General features: G+C 61.3%; 8 protein-coding genes. 6 read left to right on the plus strand and 2 right to left on the minus strand.

Annotated elements, in window-relative coordinates; translation table 11 throughout:
- Positions 1–95: 95 nt before the first annotated feature.
- Positions 96–2,723 carry an N-6 DNA methylase gene (locus ACOOE2_RS12140; RefSeq protein WP_420383258.1) on the minus strand — a complete coding sequence of 876 codons (2,628 nt, stop codon included), beginning with the start codon at positions 2,721–2,723 and terminating at the stop codon, positions 96–98.
- Positions 2,724–3,375: 652 nt separating this feature from the next.
- On the opposite strand from ACOOE2_RS12140, the gene ACOOE2_RS12145 reads away from it, so the two are divergent.
- From ACOOE2_RS12145 to ACOOE2_RS12165, 5 genes are all read left to right on the plus strand, one after another.
- On the plus strand, positions 3,376–4,755 hold the full coding sequence (locus ACOOE2_RS12145; protein WP_420383259.1) for a hypothetical protein: 1,380 nt from the start codon (positions 3,376–3,378) through the stop codon (positions 4,753–4,755).
- Between the two features lie 413 nt (positions 4,756–5,168).
- Positions 5,169–9,497 carry a hypothetical protein gene (locus tag ACOOE2_RS12150; protein WP_420383260.1) on the plus strand — a complete coding sequence of 1,443 codons (4,329 nt, stop codon included), beginning with the start codon at positions 5,169–5,171 and terminating at the stop codon, positions 9,495–9,497.
- 454 nt (positions 9,498–9,951) lie between these two features.
- Entirely contained in the window at positions 9,952–11,139 is a 1,188-nt protein-coding gene (locus tag ACOOE2_RS12155; protein WP_420383261.1) for a hypothetical protein, read from the plus strand.
- A gap of 511 nt (positions 11,140–11,650) precedes the next feature.
- The gene (locus ACOOE2_RS12160; RefSeq protein ID WP_420383262.1) at positions 11,651–12,820 is read left to right on the plus strand and encodes a hypothetical protein; all 1,170 of its coding nucleotides are present in this window, start codon (positions 11,651–11,653) and stop codon (positions 12,818–12,820) included.
- The gene (locus ACOOE2_RS12165) at positions 12,820–15,018 is read left to right on the plus strand and encodes a hypothetical protein (RefSeq protein ID WP_420383263.1); all 2,199 of its coding nucleotides are present in this window, start codon (positions 12,820–12,822) and stop codon (positions 15,016–15,018) included. Before ACOOE2_RS12160 ends, ACOOE2_RS12165 begins: the two co-directional genes overlap by 1 nt.
- 61 nt (positions 15,019–15,079) lie before the next feature.
- On the opposite strand, the gene ACOOE2_RS12170 is transcribed toward ACOOE2_RS12165, so the two are convergent.
- Complete coding sequence (locus ACOOE2_RS12170) at positions 15,080–15,379, minus strand: hypothetical protein (RefSeq protein WP_420383264.1); 300 nt, start codon at positions 15,377–15,379, stop codon at positions 15,080–15,082.
- Positions 15,380–15,929: 550 nt separating this feature from the next.
- Between ACOOE2_RS12170 and ACOOE2_RS12175 the strand changes: the two genes are divergently transcribed.
- The gene (locus tag ACOOE2_RS12175) at positions 15,930–17,099 is read left to right on the plus strand and encodes a DUF6361 family protein (RefSeq protein WP_420384608.1); all 1,170 of its coding nucleotides are present in this window, start codon (positions 15,930–15,932) and stop codon (positions 17,097–17,099) included.
- The last annotated feature ends 253 nt before the right edge of the window (positions 17,100–17,352 follow it).

A 17,352-nucleotide genomic window follows, 5' to 3' on the forward strand; every position in this document is an offset into this window, starting at 1 on the left:
TTGGGACGCCTTCGGTTTCGGAACTCACGCCTCCTGCAGGTCGTTTCCCCGATTCCAAAGGGAGTATCAACTTTGCTAACGGCTTCTCCATCCACTCAGACATACCCGAGCACTTTCAAATACCCGTCCAGCTCCGCCGCCGCAGCGCTGCGCTTCTGCTCGATATCGCGCACGGTCACCGCATATTTGTCATGCAGGTTCTCGATCGCCGCTGTCACCGCGCGCCGGTCGGCATCCAGATAGGCTCGATAGGTGGCAAGCAGGGAATTGCGGAACCGCAGCAGGATCTGCGTGCGCGCCGCATCCCTTGTGATCTTGGAGCGGGCTGCGGCGACAAATTCCTCGCGCCGTTTTTCTGAAGCCCGCAAGTTCGCCTTCAGCGCCTTGACTTCATCCTCCAGCGCCTTGTGCCGGGCCAGCCGCCCGGTCGCATCGGCCAGAGCATCGACCATCGGCTTCCCCTGCTGCGCCAATGCGCGAATGGGCGCGGCGAAATGCGATGCGCTACCCGCCTTGCTCGCCGCCGTCGCCAGCCGGTGCACCGCGACAAAGTCTGGATCGCCCAGCTTGCCCAGTTTGGCCGCGCCTTTTGGCAAGCCGAGTTCGCTCACCAGATCGGGCGCCGCACCGATTGCGGCCTTGACCAAGGCTTTCAGCTCCGCGCCTTGCGACTTCAGCAGGTCTTTCAGCCGCTTGACCTCAGCAGACGCGAGCACGCCGCTGTCCTCCTCGTCTTCATAGCCTTCCTCGTCCGCCGCCGCGAACAGGGCCTGCACTTCATCGATCCGTGCGCGATTGGCCGCGAGCTCCTCGATCAATTCCGGAAATTCGCTTTCAAGGATTTCGTCGTCGGGGATCAGCTCGGCACCCCAGCCACTCGCCGCGATGGATTTGAGATCGACTTTAAGACTGTCCACATAGCGCGCAAGGCCGCCGCGAACCTGGAACGGATTGAGCAGCGCCTGATCGGCAAACGCCTGCGAGATGTCGGTCATCAGGCCGCGCCGGAGGGCATAGACATTGTCTGCCCGTCCATTGCCCGCCGCGATCATTTCCATCTGCGGCTGAATGGTGTTCCACCAATCCGCCAACCGGGTAATGAACTCTTTGTGCGTGGCAAACACGCCGGTGTGCGATTTGACGAGATCGGCAATGTCGCGCCGCCCTGTAATCTCTGGGGCAAAATCGCAATAGGCGGTATCGCTGGCACGCGCCGTGAAGCAGTCCTCGCGCAGACCAGGGTAATTGATCCAGTGGCGCGCAAGGGCGTCTACCTCCGCCACCGGCACACCGCCATGGATATGCGCGCGCACATCCTGCGGCTCGGGCGGCGGCGCATTGTCGACATAGCGGCGAATGTTGCAATTGAACTGCTCGGCCTCGATCTCAGCAACCGGCACGACGCGGGCATAGCCGGGCACATCCTCCCGCCGGCGGTAGACATCGACAATCTTGGCCATATCTTCGGGCCGCAGGAAATTCTGCGCCTTGCCCTCGCGATATTCGCGGTCGGCATTGATGAACAGCACGTCCTTGCGAATCTCGGCATGTTCTTTGTTCATCACCAGAATGCAGGCGGGGATGCCGGTGCCATAGAACAGGCTGGAGGGCAGGCCGATCACGGCATCGAGCCAGCCCTGCTTGATGAAATGTTCGCGCGCGTCCTTTTCCTCGCCGCCGCGAAACAGCACGCCATGGGGCATCACCGTCGCCATACGGCCGTTGCTTTTCAGCACCGCCAGCATGTGCTGGACGAACATCAGATCGGCCTTTTTGCCCTTTTCGGGCATCCATTTCACGAACCGGCCTTTGGATTCCATGTCTTTGGCATCATAGTTCTGGCTGAACGGCGGATTGGCCAGCACCCGGTCGAACCGCACCAGTTCGGCCTGTTCGTCGCGGTGTTGCGGCTTGGCCAAGGTGTCTTCCTGGCGGATATCGGCCGACTGGATATCGTGCAGGATCATGTTCATGCGGCAGATTGACCAGGTGGTACCCTGCGATTCCTGCCCCGCTAGCGTCAGGTTGTTGGGATCGCCACCATTGTCGCGCACGTAGTCGCGCGACTGGATCAGCATGCCGCCCGACCCGACCGTGGGGTCATAGACGCTCATCCCCGGTTGCGGATCGACGATTTCCACCATCGTGCGCACGACATCGGCGGGGGTGTAAAATTCGCCCGCCTTCTTGCCGGCGGAATCGGCAAAATACTTGATCAGGTATTCGTAGGCCGCGCCGAGCAGATCGGGGAATTCGAAGTTTTCGTCGCGCAGAGGGATCTTTTCAAACACCTGGATGAAATCGACCAGCGTGTTGTCGCTCAGCGTGCGCTGCCCGATCTTGCGGTTGAAGTTGATGTGTTCGAGCACATCCTCCAGCTGATCCTTGTTATGACGTTCCAGTTCACCCAGCGCGGCGTTGAGGCCGTTGCCGACGTCTTCCTTCAGGTGCCGAACGGTGTCCCACCGCGCCTCTGGCGGGACGTAAAATGTGTATTGGTCGCGGCTTTCCAGCAGTGCCTCCAGCCGACCGCCCTCCAGCCCCCGCCCGCGAAGATCGGCGAAAAGCCGTGCGCGTTGCTGATCGAACAGATCGCTGCACCGTTTCAGGAACAGGACACCGAAGATATATTCCTTGAATTCAGACGCATCCATGTTCCCACGAAGCTCGTCGCAGGCTTTGAACAGAAGGCTGGCGAGTTGCGATAGGGTCAGTTTGGCCATGGCGCGGTGATGGCACAATTGGCCTTGCCCTGTCGACAGCGAGCATTGCAGGGCAATGGGTGATCAATCCACGAGCTGGGCCCGTTAGCTGGGCGAATTTTTCAAATCCGGCGACAATTTTCCTAACAAGTGCAGCCGTTCCTTCGTCCGCGAACTGATCGGAAATTTCAAAATCTTGCAGGGTTCCAAAGGCGCGTGCTGAAACGGCACCCTCCCGTCTCCGCAATTCCAGCGATCGTCCGCTTGGCTCTCGTCTTTTGCCATAGTCGGTATTGTGCGCCTTGTGACGCCTTGCTGCAAGGGTGCGCAATTCTTGGCTGCCACCAGGTCGACGGAAATCGAGATTGACTGAATCGGCACGCTGGCGATCGATAACGCGCCACAACTTGCTAGCCAGGGCGCAGCCGAAGGCCGGTGAAACAAGCTCGCCAAATACAATCGCACATGCCATAAGACGCCATCGCACGGGTCTGAACAGCCTTGGCGATGCACACGAGTGCTGAGCACGGAACCGCCTTTGTCGGGCGGCTCCCGGAATAAAATACCTCTCGTAGGAAATACGGGAGGCATGCTGCCCCGTGCTCGCATGTGTTCAACCACCCGGCACCAGCCGGGCAACGCGGGCCCCTATTCATGAACGTGGTTCGACAGCGTGTATCTCGTTGAGTTCCTGTCGAACTACCTGCCGACGGCATTCAACTGGCTTGCGGCTTTGGGCATGTTCGTATTGGCGCCAATGTGCATCTGGAAACGGACGAGGCCGCTGGCCGGGATTGGCTTTGTTGCGGCCAGTTGGGGCGCAGGAATCGTGCTTTGGCTGAGCTTGGCCGTTTCGATCTATTTCATCTGGGGCACCACAGCTCTGATATTGTCGATCCTTTGCGTTGGCATGGGGGTGCTCCTTGCGGGCATCGTGGCAATAATCTTGCACGGCGACTGGCATGACAAGATCGGACTAATCATGATGATTGCCATGTGGTTGATCTATTGGATCGCTGGCCAATCGCTTGTCGAAAATTATGAAAATGCCAAGAGACTGGTCGAGGGGCCAAACACCGGCCCCATGCCAGAAACGAACGCTGCCTACGAATACATGGCAAATGGCGTCGACACGCCGACGACAATCGACGAATTGGACGAAACCATCGAAGCGGGGGAACCGATCGAGCCGCCCGCGCCGACCGATCTGCCTGACGAAGATGCTCTGCGCGAACTAATGGCACACGCGCTATCGATCCCGACACCCGACGCATTGATGCACTTCACGCGCTTCGCCTCGCGCATGAACAGGTTCGGACCATTCAATATCTACATGATCTTTGCACAACGGCCGGGGGCTGGAATTGTGGCCAGCAAACAGCAGTGGGCCTCTCAGGGTCGGACAGTGAGACGGGGAGCGATCCCGATCCTTATACTAAAGCCGGCGGGGCCCATCACCCAAGTGTTCGAGGAACTCGATACAGACCCGCAGCTACCGCGCCTGCCGGAAAATGACGCATTCGCCGCGCACGGAGATTTCTCACCCGAGCGGTTGGATAAGCTTATCGACACACTCGCAAAGCGGACCAAGCGGAATCTGGTAGTAAGGACGCGCAAGGTCGATTTCGGTCGAAATCTGGCTGGCTGGGTCACGGGGGGTGCCGATGACGAACCGCTGGTAAGCCAGGAAGGGTACGAGCCTGTCTGGAATGTTTCGATCAACCGGCTGCTAACGCCTGCCGAGCAATTCACCACGCTGCTGCACGAATTAGGCCACCTGTTTTGCGGACATCTCGGCGCGTTCGAGGACAATAATCTGAAGGAAGAGGAATACGGCTGGCCTGATCGGAGCACCCTGCCCCATTTCGCCAGAGAAATCGAAGCCGAGTTGGTCGCCTGGTGGCTGGCCGAACGCGAAGGCATCATCACCGGCTCACCAATATATCTGAAGCCCTATATCGAAAGGGCTGGCGACGAAGTCGGCTTGGTTGATCTCGACCGAGTGACACGCGCGGTAGCCAGGGTGCGAAGCTATCTGGGCGATAAGGCGTAATCGCCAATGATAACGCCTTTCTTGGCGGGGACGGCCGGCGGCTTTGCGCCCCAATTTCCGCCATCGAGTTATCGAGTAATCCTTTCCGAAACCGGATGCTCCTGGACATCCCAATCCTCAACCAGAAATGACGTGGTTTGGGACAAAGCCGCCGGTCCCGAATTCCGTGCTGAACGTCAGGTCTTGCCACGAGGCGACATTCGGCGTTTGCCCGATCGACGTCGCACGGCGGTTGCAACTGGCCGTCTACAGACTGGCAGCGGTCGGCGTCAGATCGCGGAAAGCGGACATTGGCTTAGTTGGGCGAGGCCATCGCTTCTGTCGATAATTCATGAACGTGCCCGGCGGTCGCTGAAGCCGCGGCATCTCCATTATGCCTTCCAGTTCGGCAATATTGCTTTACATCTGGCAGAATGGCATCTGACGTTTTGATAGGCTCACAGGGCGGCACGATCCGTCGCGCGTTCCGTGACCTTTCGACAGAACAGGTCGATGACGCCGAACAATCCTTGCTGCTGCGGCATTCGCTGTTCGGCAAGAGTTCGCATTGGGAGGACATCCTCCAGTCGCGGCTCATTCTTCTCCTGTCCGAGGCGCAATCGGGTAAGTCCTACGAATGTCGCACGCGCCAGGAAAAGCTTTGGGCTGAGGGTGAGCCTGCCTTCCTTGTTGAGCTGGCCGCGGTAGCGGCGCAGCCTTGGGCTGAACTACGATCGCCGGAAGAAACCGAGCGTCTCGATGCTTGGCGCCGCGGTGGCGGCATCGCGACAATCTTTCTCGATTCGGTCGACGAGCTGAAACTGACGCAGGGCAGCTTCCGCGCGGCATTGCGGAATGTCGCGAACGATCTTGCGGGCCAGATGGACCGGGTCCGCGTCGTGCTGACATCGCGACCTCTGCCTGTCGACCGCGCGTTGTTCACCAAAGCCTTCGCCGCGCCGACTGCAGCATCCGCGCGAACCGAAGACGACTTCGCCAGCCTAGCGATGGGCGAGAAGAAGACCAGCGACGCCGCCGCTGCCGCCCCGGAAATCCGCACTGTCGCCCTGCTGCCACTGAGTCAGAGCGACATTGTAACGATCGCAGCGAATCGCGGGGTGACCGATACCAATGCCTTTCTCGACGCGCTCACCGCCGCGTCGATGATGGATTTTATGAAACGGCCGCAAGACGTGATTGAGGCAGCAAGCGCCTGGCTCGAACTTGATGGGCGGTTCGGCACTCACGCGCAGCAGGTTGAATTCGACATAAAGGCGAGGCTCAAAGCCAACCCCGAGCGCGAAGATCGTGACATTGCGAACGACAAGGTTTTCGAAGGCGCGAAGCGGTTGGCGCTCGGGACCGCGTTGGCGCGCAGGCTTACAATCCGACACGATGTAAACCGCGACAATGCCGATCTGGACCCGGCGCTCGACCCGGCGGTCATCCTTGCTGACTGGGACGATGCGGACCGCAAGGCGTTGCTCGAGCGCGGCCTGTTTGGTTTTGCGAGCTATGGCCGGGTGCGTTTTCACAATCGTCTCGCATTTGAATTCCTCGCGGCAGCGCGGCTGGCCGACCTGATCGACCAAGGGCTATCACGCGGTGCGGTGCGGCGGTTGCTCGTTGTCGAAACCGCACAAGGCAATCAGGTGTTGCGCCCTTCTCTCCACGATGTCGCTGCGTGGCTCTCGTTGCGCCACGATTGGGTTTTCGAACTGGTCAACGCCCTCGATCCGGCGTTGTTGATGAACCTCGGCGATCCCGGTAGCCTGTCGGTCGAGCAGCGCGCAAAAGTGCTCGCCGCCTTCATCGAGCGATATGGGCGTGGGGGTTGGCGCGGCCTATCGGTCCCGCAAATCCAGATTCATCGGTTTGCCGATAAATCGCTCGGTCCGACCATTGCGCGCGACTTCGCCGGCGTAGAAAATCCGGAGGTCCGCCAAGTCCTGCTTGACCTCATCGCCCACGCCAAGCTTGTCGAGGGCGGCGCGATTGCGGTGGGCACAGTCCGCAATCCTTCGATCCATCTCTACGAGCGGATCGACGCGCTCGACGCCTTGGTCGCCCTAGATCATGCGGAACTGGCGACGATCGCTGAGGACCTGCGCGCCCCGCCCGGTCCGTGGGACCAACGGTTCTCGCGCGCCGTCCTCTACCGCCTCTTCCCGAAATGGATGACCGTCGATCAACTGCTCGCAGCCCTCGTATGGATCGCCGAGACTAAAAGCACCGGGTCCGAACTGTCGCGCAATCTACCGCGCCTGGTTGAGGGCTTGGACATGCTGCAGCTCGAAGCGCTAAGCGCCGGTTTAATGCCGCTCGTCGAGCAGGGCTTACGGTTCGATACGAGCCTCCACGCTGTTACCAACGACCGACCGCACCTTGTGCACTTCCTCGCGATGGTGACGGCAATGTTGATCGCGGCCGCCGAGCTCAAACCCGGGGCGGCACGATCGGCGGTCGTCGCGGCCGAGCTCGCGCGATCCATCCGCTCGAATGACGACATGCCGGCCTCGCTGTTCGAAGCGACAGCCGCGGCCGACCCTCCGCTTCGCGCCGCTATTTTTGCCGCTAACGTAGCACTCCTGCGCGAACTCCGGCTGGAACGACCACGCCTTGATCTGTTCATGGACCTGATCTGGCGAGGCGCGTTACGGCTGACGCCGGCAGACGATGCATGGCTGCGGCAAATGCTTGGCGACAATGCTTCCTCTCCAGACTTGCGCGCGGCCGCGCTCGTCATTGAGATGTTCGCGCTCGCACCAGGTGACGAGACGCGACAGCCATACCTTGAGGCGCTGCGACCGCTCGTCGCCGATGATGCCGAATTGACAAAGGCGCTGGAGGATCGTTTGACGCCGCACGTTCAAAGCCGCCAGGAGCGGCACTGGGCGATCAAGGACAGGTGGCGCGAACGTCAAGCCAACCGGCGAAACGCCAAGGCGAAGGCGAGCTGGGTGATGTTCTGGCGGGAGCTTAAGGACGACCCGGAAAGCGCGTTTAGCCCCGAGCGCGCCGAGAATACGGCGTGGAATCTCTACCGAGCAATGGGTCGCGGCGCGCGCCGGTCCGATTCCGGCTGGGACCGCGCGCTGATCGAGGATCACCTCGGCAAGACCGTTGCCGACCGCTTGCGGCTGGCCTTAATGCCGATCTGGCGGCGGCAACAGCTGCAACTGCCGTCGGAGCGCCCCGAGGATGAGCGCAATAGCTTGTACGAAACCTGGATCCTCGCATTGACCGCAATCGCGGCCGAAGCTGAAGACTCACTTTGGCTTGACCGCCTCGATGCCAGTGAAATCGAGACCGCAATCCGCTATGTCCCTTGGTATCATAGCGGCTTTCCGCCATGGCTCGACGCGTTGGCAGCACGCTACCCCGAGAGTGTCGATCGTCTTCTCGGACACGAACTCAGTTGGCAGCTCGCTCATCCAGCTGACGCGCAAGGCTGGTCGATCACGCTCCAAAATATCAGCCACGCCGCGCCTGCGCTCGCTCGCCTGTTCCTACGGCGCCTGCGTGCGTGGCTCGAAGCAAATGGCGGGCTGCCGGATGCCGACGACGATGTGGCTGGCGCGGCGCGTCGGCTGGAACAGGTCACGGACGTGCTCCTGAAATTTGGCGACGAGGCGGATCGCAAAATGCTCGGCGATCTTGCCGCGGCGGCGCTCACACGCGGAACCAACGAACCGTTCGCACACGTTTTTCTGCCGATCTTGTTTGCAGTCGATCCCGACCGCGCCGTGACACGATTCGAGGCGACCTGCGAGGCGATCCCCGTCGCGCGTCACAGCGAGGCGGTGAAATGGTTTGGCACTTTATTCGGCCGCCACCACCGCGGTCGCGGCGTTGATTTGAAGCAGGCCGCGATGACCCCGGACTTGCTGATCCGTCTTTTGCGGTTGGCCTACACCCATGTCGAGCTGGCCGAGGATGCCCAGCACGAAGGGAGTTATTCGCCGGACATGCGCGACGACGCCGAAACGGCGCGTAACGCGTTGCTCGGCGCGATAATTGACTTGGGTGGACCCGAGGGTTGGGCGGCCAAGCATCGCATCGCTAGCGAACCCGAGTTCGCGCACATCCGCGACCGCCTGCATTCGCTGGCGATGGAGAAAACCGCCGCGGAGGCTGACGACGTGGCGATGTCCGCCAGTGAACTCGTCAAATTTGACCGCCTTGATGAGCCCGGACCGCGTTCACCTGCCGAGATGTTCGCGCTCATGAGCGATCGCCTCGCCGACTTGCGCGACCATCTACTAAGCGATCAGTCGCCGCGCGAGTTGTGGTCCTCGACAGACGACGAGCATGTGTTGCGACGGGCGATCTCCGCTTGGATAACGAGCGAAGCCCGAGGTGCCTATACGGTCGGTCAGGAAGGCGTAACCGCCGAGGAGAAGGAAACCGACATCCGATTGCGCTCGACGGTGAACGGCGTCGAAGGCGTGATCGAGCTGAAGGTCGGCGACAAGCCCTATTCGGGGGCTGACCTTGCGGCGACGATCCCCGACCAACTTGTCGCCAAATATCTGGCCCCGGCGGGACGTCGCGCGGGCATTCTTCTCGTCACGCGAGCTGAACGGACCCGATGGAAGCATCCAGATACCGGAGCCTCTCTCGACTTCGCTGAGCTCATCGCGATGCTCGGCGAAGTTGCCCAGGCTTACCGGCAGGGGTTCCCGGGAGAACTCCACATCGACGCTGCCGGACTCGACCTCACTCCGCGGCTGCCCACCGAACGGGAGGCTAAGAAGCGCTAACAAATCGCCATGTGCTGGCGGCAGCGGTGTCACTCCAGCAGAGCACACTATCGCGCTCGGCCACGTGGCGACGGCCACACCCACGTTTGACCTAATGACTGCCGTTGAGCCGCCCGCTGAACCGCAGGTTTCAGGATCGGCAGTGCGGACCACGAATGGCCGAAGCTTGGGCGTATTGCGGCCCGTCAGCCAACGACCCAATTGCGGACGGTGGGATTTTATTCTTCAATCCTTGGGCGGCAGGCAAACGAAGGTGTGGCGCGCAATGCGCTGTCTGCCGTTGTAGCTTTGACAACACCATCCGGACGTGAGCCCCAGCTGGTTCACGATGCACCCGGAGATCGATTAACCGCCTGCAGGCGATAGAGAGGAACGAGCATTGAGCGCTAGGCCAGGCGACTTTACAGAGACGATTAAGAAGCTCTTGGCGGATCGCGCCGGACACGAGTGCAGCATGCCATATTGCCGGGTCCGGACCGTCGGTCCGGGTGCCGCCGCGACCCAGACCGCCAGGGTCGGGCAGGCCTCGCACATTTACAGCGCTGGGTTGAACGGGCCGCGCGGCCGGGGCGGATTGTCCGACGCCCAGCTCGCCGAATTAAGCAATGGCATCTGGACCTGCGAGTTGCACGGCAAGGACGTGGACAACAACAAGGGCGACGCCTTCCCCGCCGGCCTCCTACGAAGCTGGAAGGACCTGCACGAGGCGCGGGTCAAGCGAATGAGCACGGGCGCTCCAGCTGAGCGCTGGGTCGAACACGTCCGGTTCATGAGGACGCCGCTGTTCGAGCCGGACAGCGTCCTCCATCTCGGCAAGGTGACAGTCATCGGCGGGACCAATGGTGCCGGCAAGACCGCCATCTGCGAGTGGGTGGGAGCTGTGCGCGACAAGGGATTACTCGATCGCTGGACCGGGCGTCTCGCGTTGCACGCCATCAACCTCGAGATCTCTTTCACCTCCGACAAGGAGCACGTTCTCGCCGTGGGCATACCAGTGGGCGGGACGGCTCGGTTCACGCTCGACGCGGCCCCGCAGCTGGCTCCGCCGCTGGTCATCGACACGGTCTTCCTGGGGGAACGCTATCTCCCGCCCGACGCCGAGGACGACCTCCGCGGCCTCGCGAAGTTCTTCTCGGTCGACGCCGACACGATCCGCCTCGTCGCCGAGGAGGTGGGCGCGAGCGGGAACAAGCGCTTTCGCCAAATGGGATTCGAGCCGGTCCCCCTGGATGAGGGAGAGCCGCCGGAAAGCGTCATTCATGAAGACGGGGCGCCGAAGATGCGACTCATTCTCGAAACGTATTCGCCGGCCGAGCGCTACCCGCTCGCGAACTTCAGCGGCGGCGTCCATACGGAGGTGCTGCTTTCGATGGCCATCGAACTTGCGAAGTTCAAAAGCCGGTCTCTGCCAACCCTGCTGCTAATCGAGGCTGCCGGCTGGGGATTCGCGAAAGAGATCTTCAGGCAGGTGGCAGATCCGATCGATGAATGCGCAAAGCACTGCCAGGTCATAATGATCGAACCGCACAATAGGCTGGATCGTACCCGGATGCACGACCACGAGTGGGTTCAATACGAGATCGAGATGCCTCCGATCGCGCGTGGGCAGCCCCGGCCTCCGGCGAAGCTGAAACTGCAGTGACCGGTCTCGGACACTGCAAACCATACGGAAGATGACGACCCAATCCTTGCCGTTCCATCGTCGCCTGAACTAATGGCGGCTTTCGGGCGTCCTCGATCTATCGCCGAACGATCGATATTCGGGCGCGTTGCTGCCAGACGGCTTCGCGCTGGGCAAACGGCAAGTTCTGGCGGAAGCTGCCGTTCAAAGCCCGACTGCGAACGACGCATGCTGGTCGGCCTCTGCCGGATGCCAATGCCGCATCGTGGGATTTTCCTGACGCTCGCGGTGAGATCGACGAACGACAGATTCCCGTAAAAGGGAGACATTCGCGCGACGCAGATAACGCCTCCGTCTATGCCTTAGGATGGGCTGCAGGCCGTTAGCGGCTTACGAAACCCTATTGAACGAAGCTGACCTTTGTAGCCGCGATCACCGTCAGGCGGTATCCGTCCGTCGCAGCGTCAGGTTGCGCTTTCCGTCTGGAGCTTTACTGTGAGACGGTCGCAATCGACCAAGGACTGCCCACCGCATGCTGAGCGTCAACAGGGTTGCGACCATCGCGGCCTGCGAAGAACATCTTGGGAGCATCGAGCGGGGCACTGATGGTCGCCTGCTTCTCGCTAGCAACCTGAAGTACGCGCACTGCGGCGGCGCGGCCTCGCTGCTTCAAGTGATAAATACTTGGTCGCGCTCTGTAGCCGAGACCGACTCCGTTTTGCTGACCCATGCACAGGCGCCGTATGCAGAGCAAACCATCGCCAACCTCGTCGAAACCCTTCCTGGGCTCGTCTCCGTGCTGATGTCGGCACAAGTGGTGGCGAGGGACGGTCAAACCTCCATGCTCGCGACCGCGTACGAGAATGCGCGGCAGAGGATCGAGGCGATGGACGCTGGCCGGTTTCGCGACACCGCACGCGGAACAGCCACGACGCTGCTGTGCGCCGACCAGACCACCAAACGGGCTCTTCAGCCCCTCTACCACACCACGGCGAACGGTGGCGCGCATGTGCGCGGTGAATCGGATTTTGTCGATCTCGCCCGCGACCTGATGGCGGCGGCGCTGGGTGACGCCAGGAAACATGACTTCGACTTCAAGGATGTCGAGGCGGTGGGTGTGATGCTGCGCGAACTGTTCGCGAACACGCACTATCACGCCCGCACCGATGCGGCAGGACGTCCGTATCGGCGATCGGTTCGCGGCGTGCATTTCGCGCAGCACGCGCTTGAGGGGGACGAGAAGGTGTCGGGTGGATTTCCACCATTCGAGGAATATCTTGCATCGGTCATTGCTCGACCTAGGCGGGCCGCGCGCGCCAAGTTGCTGGAGATTTCAGTGTTCGACAGCGGGCCTGGCTATGCCGCGCGGATGGCGGGCCGACCCATCGACGAGAACGTGACCCTCGAGCGAGAGTATGAATTCGTTCGCAACTGCCTTCTAAGGAACGTTTCGACCCGTACGCAGGACGGCGCCGGTATAGGGCTGCCACGCATGCTCTCGCGATTGAAGGGGCGGGGCGGATTCGTCCGCCTCCGGACCGGGCGCCTGTCGTTGTTCAGGTCATTTGCTGGCGAAGACGATACCGCGCTCGTCGACGCTGACTACGACCTTGAAGACGCGGGCGCCGCAGCGGTGGGCTTCACCCGTCACGCGCCTGCGGCGGGATCTGTTGTGACCTTGCTGTTCCCAATCGGTCGCTAATGAGCCGTCTCTTCGCCTACCGCACTATCGGCAAGACGCCCCAGCCGGGATCAAGGTGGCTCGTCGTCTTCTCGCCCCAGTCGATGATACCGCCGGGTGATCTGTACGACCTGCTCACGGAGGACATTGGCGCTAACCTCCAACCCGATGTCCTTGTCTTCCTGGTCAGGGAAAACGTTGCTGCGGTGATAGGCGCCAAACTTGGCGAATTGGGTGCGGAGGATTGGCGCGTTCCGATCAGCACCACCACGGTGGTCGTGGTCGGCTTTACGCTGACGGGAGGCCTAGGCGGGGTATACCCCGTCAGCGGCCCCGACATCAGGATCGATGACGCCATCTTCATCACTCTGCGGGATCGCGGGCTGTGCGAGTTGTTCCATCGGCGCGACGGACTGGTCCAGCCCAGCGAGACGACGCACTTCGTCCATCCGTCGGGTAAGCACTCGAAGGCGTTCATCCGCGCGGCGAACCTGCTGGTCCTCGGGCCGGAGGTCATGTTTCTGGCGATGACAATCCTGGATCATCTCGCGTCCGACCTAGAATATATCTGCGTCGATACGTCCTCGATCGCTTGCGTCGGACACGCTGCCATCCAGCTGCGTCAGCTGTTCGACCCAAGCTATGTCGTGCCAATGGTGAACAGCTTCTCGTCGTGGCCGGGTATCAACGGCGCTTACGATTTCACGCAGCCCAAAAGGACTCTCGCGCTTATCTCGGCCAGCACGAGCGGAAACATGGCGCGTGCCCTCGTGAACCGTAAGACGCTACCGAAGGATCGCGTGCTGATTCTGTTCGGCCTCATCGAGAACGCCTCGGACGTGGCCGTCCTATGCAATCTCGTCGGCGATCCGCGCTACGGCGACAAGCTCCCGCTAGTGACCGAGGAATATCGCGAATCCGATTGCCCGTTATGCCGAGCGGGCTCCACGCCCGTTCACTTTGTCGGCGATCAGTTCCTCGCGGATGCCATTCAACACGTCGGTATCAAGATTACCGGTAGGGACATTGAGGACGATTCCAAGGCATTCCTTGGCAGGTATCGATGCCTAAGCGCCCTTGGGATGCGGCAACAAAGCAACAACGCGACTGCGGTTGACAACTATTTCGTCGACGTGACAAAGCTGAAGGGATCGGTGTTCGATAACCGAGTGAAGGCAGCCTGCGAGCGCCACGTCGCGGCGAGTACGAAGCTCATCGTGAACGCAGATGATCCGGGCAGTGCTCAGCTGGCTCTTGAGATCGCCGATCAATATGCGCCAAAAGACGCCGGCATGCCCTTGTCGGCGAAGGACGTGGACAAGATCGCTGCCAATAGCGTGCACGGCGGCGTCCTGATCGTCACGGGTTGCATCGGATCGGGTGGATGCCTCCAGTCGATCAGCCGCGACCTGCGGGATCCAGCCGGGGACGCACCGCGGACATATCTGATTGGTGTAGCCAAACACACACAGCATTCTCGCCACGCGAGCCTTCGCGGCGACCTCGTATACAGCAGTACCGACCATAAGCACGCCGTGGTCATTCTCGAGGAGCTCACGTTGCCCGAGCGGCATGGCCCGTCTGCATGGGAGGTCGAGCGCGACGCACTGAATGGCCTCGTCGAACCTGGGTCAGGCGCCGCTCTGGGCCCATATCTCGTGAAAGCGGTCCTGGACCGGATCGCCGAGATCGATGGTCTGCGAGACAGCGTGGACTCCTTCTTTTGGGCGGCGCCCGACGGTACCCCACTAGGACTTCGCAAGACTTTCGCCTTCTGGGACGGGGACTATGATCCGGCGGACGCCAGCCACGGGGACATCCTTTTCACGATCGCTTGCGTGCTCGAGAACCTCCGCGACGGCCGGTCGCCGCGTCTTCTCCAGACCGCCTTCCGTCACAGCTTCATAGCGCCATCTACGTTCGGCCGCTTCAACGACGGTGTGATCCAGTCCGCATTCCTACGGGCGGCGATGCCGGGTGAGCTCGACTATTCGGGCGACGAGGACGCGAGCACGGAAATGGCGCGGCTGCTGAAGCGGATCTTTGGCGAATGGGACCGACCACGGGGCGAGGCCACTGTCGAGTTCCTGATCTCGCTGATGTGCGGTAGGATGCGATTGAAGGGCGCCGATCTCGTCGATTGCCTCCAAGGGCTGGATGGTGCCCCGCCGCTCATTCTGGCGCTACGCGAGGTTTGCGCGAAGCAAGCCGCTAAATGACCACCTGCAGGGACGGGGCGCTGCATCTGTAGGCGGACATGCCCGATGAGATGTCCAAGCCCTAGTTGTCGAGGAACTTCTTCATTCGTCGGGCAAGCTCATCGAACTGCAGGGCGTCTGTAACCGTGATCTCGGCATTGTGGGCGGCGCGGTTGCGTAGGTTCCGCATTTCTGAAATAGTTTTCAACGCCTTCAGCGTCAGGTGGCCCTTGCTCTTCAAGCCAAGCGCCAACTGATCCACGCGCATTTTATCCATATTTTCGGACAGGTTGTGCTCGACAGCTAGGTCGTGGATCTCCTGCCCTTGGGCAGCACCAGCCACCAACATCGCTGCCGCGCTGAACACCACCTTCCACGTCATGCTTGCCCCCCGTCTATTCGGGATCAATCTAGCACAACGACGCACGTCGGAAGGTTAGTCCTTGCAGTTGTCGATGTCGCGGGACCACCAGCGAATTCAACCAGAGTTCTAACGTACCGGCTCCCGGACCACTGGCTGCTGAGAGAGATCGGACGGAGTGATCGCCGGTTCCTGGGACATTACCACCATTCCCAAACAATAGGCCGAGTGGCAGGTCTTTTTCAAAGCGGATGCACAGCGTGTTGGGTTCACGCAAGGCACATCGAACTCTTCATGCAGGCGCAATGCCGAATGCTAGGCGCGTGCGAACGGAGAATGACGACCGAGATACACTTACCTCCGCATATTGCGCGGACATTGTAAGTAGATAGATTACTGTTGCTTGTGTATCAGAATTTGGGTTTATCGGGTTAACGAGGAGCGCGAACGGAAGAAAGCTCGAGAAGAATGCGTTGGTTTCACGCAGATTTCTCCTTCATTCATTCGGTGATTTGGCTGTTAGGGGTAGAGCTTGGCTTCCTTCGGGATGACGTATCTATCGCCGGACGCAATGCGCGAGGCACGGAAATTCATGAACGCGGACCAGAAAGGTGTCCGCGACGAGATCGGCTTCCTGATCGTCCACCAGCGTTACGCCGATCGCTTCTTCCCCGGCACCTCGGTCCTGCACACCCGGCTGCGCTACGCCCTGTTCGTGCCGTGGCTCTACCGCGATGAGCATGCCAAGCCCGCGAAGGGCATGCGGACCCAGGACAGCATGAAGCGCCGCGAGTATCTGCTGACGGGACGGCTGATCAACGAGCCGGCCGGCGTAATCGGAAGCGGGAACTACCCGTTGCCGGTCGATCAGCGTCCAAGCCAAGTGTATTGGGGGGCGCTGCAACGCTGGGGGCTGGTGCGCGAGCAGGAGGGGACCGGGCCGCTCAGCCGCTATCAGGTCGAGCGCATCGTTATCGGAAAGCCCGGCGGCCCGTTTAAGGATGACGAGGGGACGCCACTGAACGGCACGTCCTGGCCCTTCGTGTGCCCCGAACCGCCCGAGGACTGGAACAAGACTGGCGAAGGCACGCTTAGCTTCGATCTTACCGCGAAGGAGAAAAAGTTCCTGGCGAAGCGGTTGCGCAGCCTCACCTCGCCAAAGAACCCGGGCGCGCGCTCGATATTCTCGCTTCTGGTAGGGCACGACGTGTCGTCGAGCCGCGCCGCGTGGAGCCCCCAGATCCGTGACCTCGCCGAGACCGAGCGACCGGCTCTAGAACGCTCGGGGCACGCAGCCGCTTTGGCGGCAATTTGCCGTGCGGTCTATGCCGCACAGGTCGAGACACTGTGTGAGACCGTCGACGGCAGCAAGCGGACCGCCACGCAGCGCGACGCGCTGCCGCAGGTGCTCGAGCGGTGGCGGACCCAGGCCGACCGGCTCGACTGGGCGGCCTTTCTCGAGGACATGCACGACAAGAGCGAGTTCTCCCCCGTCGTATCAATCGCCCTGCGCGATACGCTCTCGTGGATCCGTGCCGGACACAGCGATCCTATGCGGCTTGAGGAGGTCTATCGGAACGCCGAGATCAGCCGGAAGGACCGTCGCGCGCGGCTGTCGCTCACCCAATTCGGCGTCGATCAGCGCGCGGACTGGGACAATGATCACCATCCGATCGGCGCGCCGCTGCACTATCGTTGGGACCGGGTGCAGATGTTGCTCAGAGATCTGGTCGGCGCATGAAGAAGCCACCGAAAGACTTCCCCGGCCAGGCATTTCTCGAACTGCTGCGACCGCCCAAGCTCACACGTACGCGGTTCGCGCTGTTCGCCGCCTATTCGGCCGATCCGATCGTGTTGGGCGGCGCCCTGCTCAACCTGCATGCACGCGGCCGCGATAGTGCGGGCGGCAACAAGTCGGATTTCGCCGGCGCCATCGAGGCGTTGCGCGACCGTGTCCGGTTCATCGTGCAGCGCGGCCGCATCCACCGCGGCCC

It is taken from the genome of Novosphingobium sp. (assembly GCF_965214355.1).
Lineage (GTDB): Bacteria > Pseudomonadota > Alphaproteobacteria > Sphingomonadales > Sphingomonadaceae > Novosphingobium.

Coding starts and splice junctions, on each gene's coding strand:
- ACOOE2_RS12140 (WP_420383258.1), bottom strand. CDS start 2,723: ATGGCCAAACTGACCCTATCGCAACTCGCCAGCCTTCTGTTCAAAGCC.
- ACOOE2_RS12160 (WP_420383262.1), top strand. CDS start 11,651: ATGCTGAGCGTCAACAGGGTTGCGACCATCGCGGCCTGCGAAGAACAT.
- ACOOE2_RS12155 (WP_420383261.1), top strand. CDS start 9,952: ATGCCATATTGCCGGGTCCGGACCGTCGGTCCGGGTGCCGCCGCGACC.
- ACOOE2_RS12170 (WP_420383264.1), bottom strand. CDS start 15,379: ATGACGTGGAAGGTGGTGTTCAGCGCGGCAGCGATGTTGGTGGCTGGT.
- ACOOE2_RS12150 (WP_420383260.1), top strand. CDS start 5,169: ATGGCATCTGACGTTTTGATAGGCTCACAGGGCGGCACGATCCGTCGC.
- ACOOE2_RS12175 (WP_420384608.1), top strand. CDS start 15,930: ATGCGCGAGGCACGGAAATTCATGAACGCGGACCAGAAAGGTGTCCGC.
- ACOOE2_RS12165 (WP_420383263.1), top strand. CDS start 12,820: ATGAGCCGTCTCTTCGCCTACCGCACTATCGGCAAGACGCCCCAGCCG.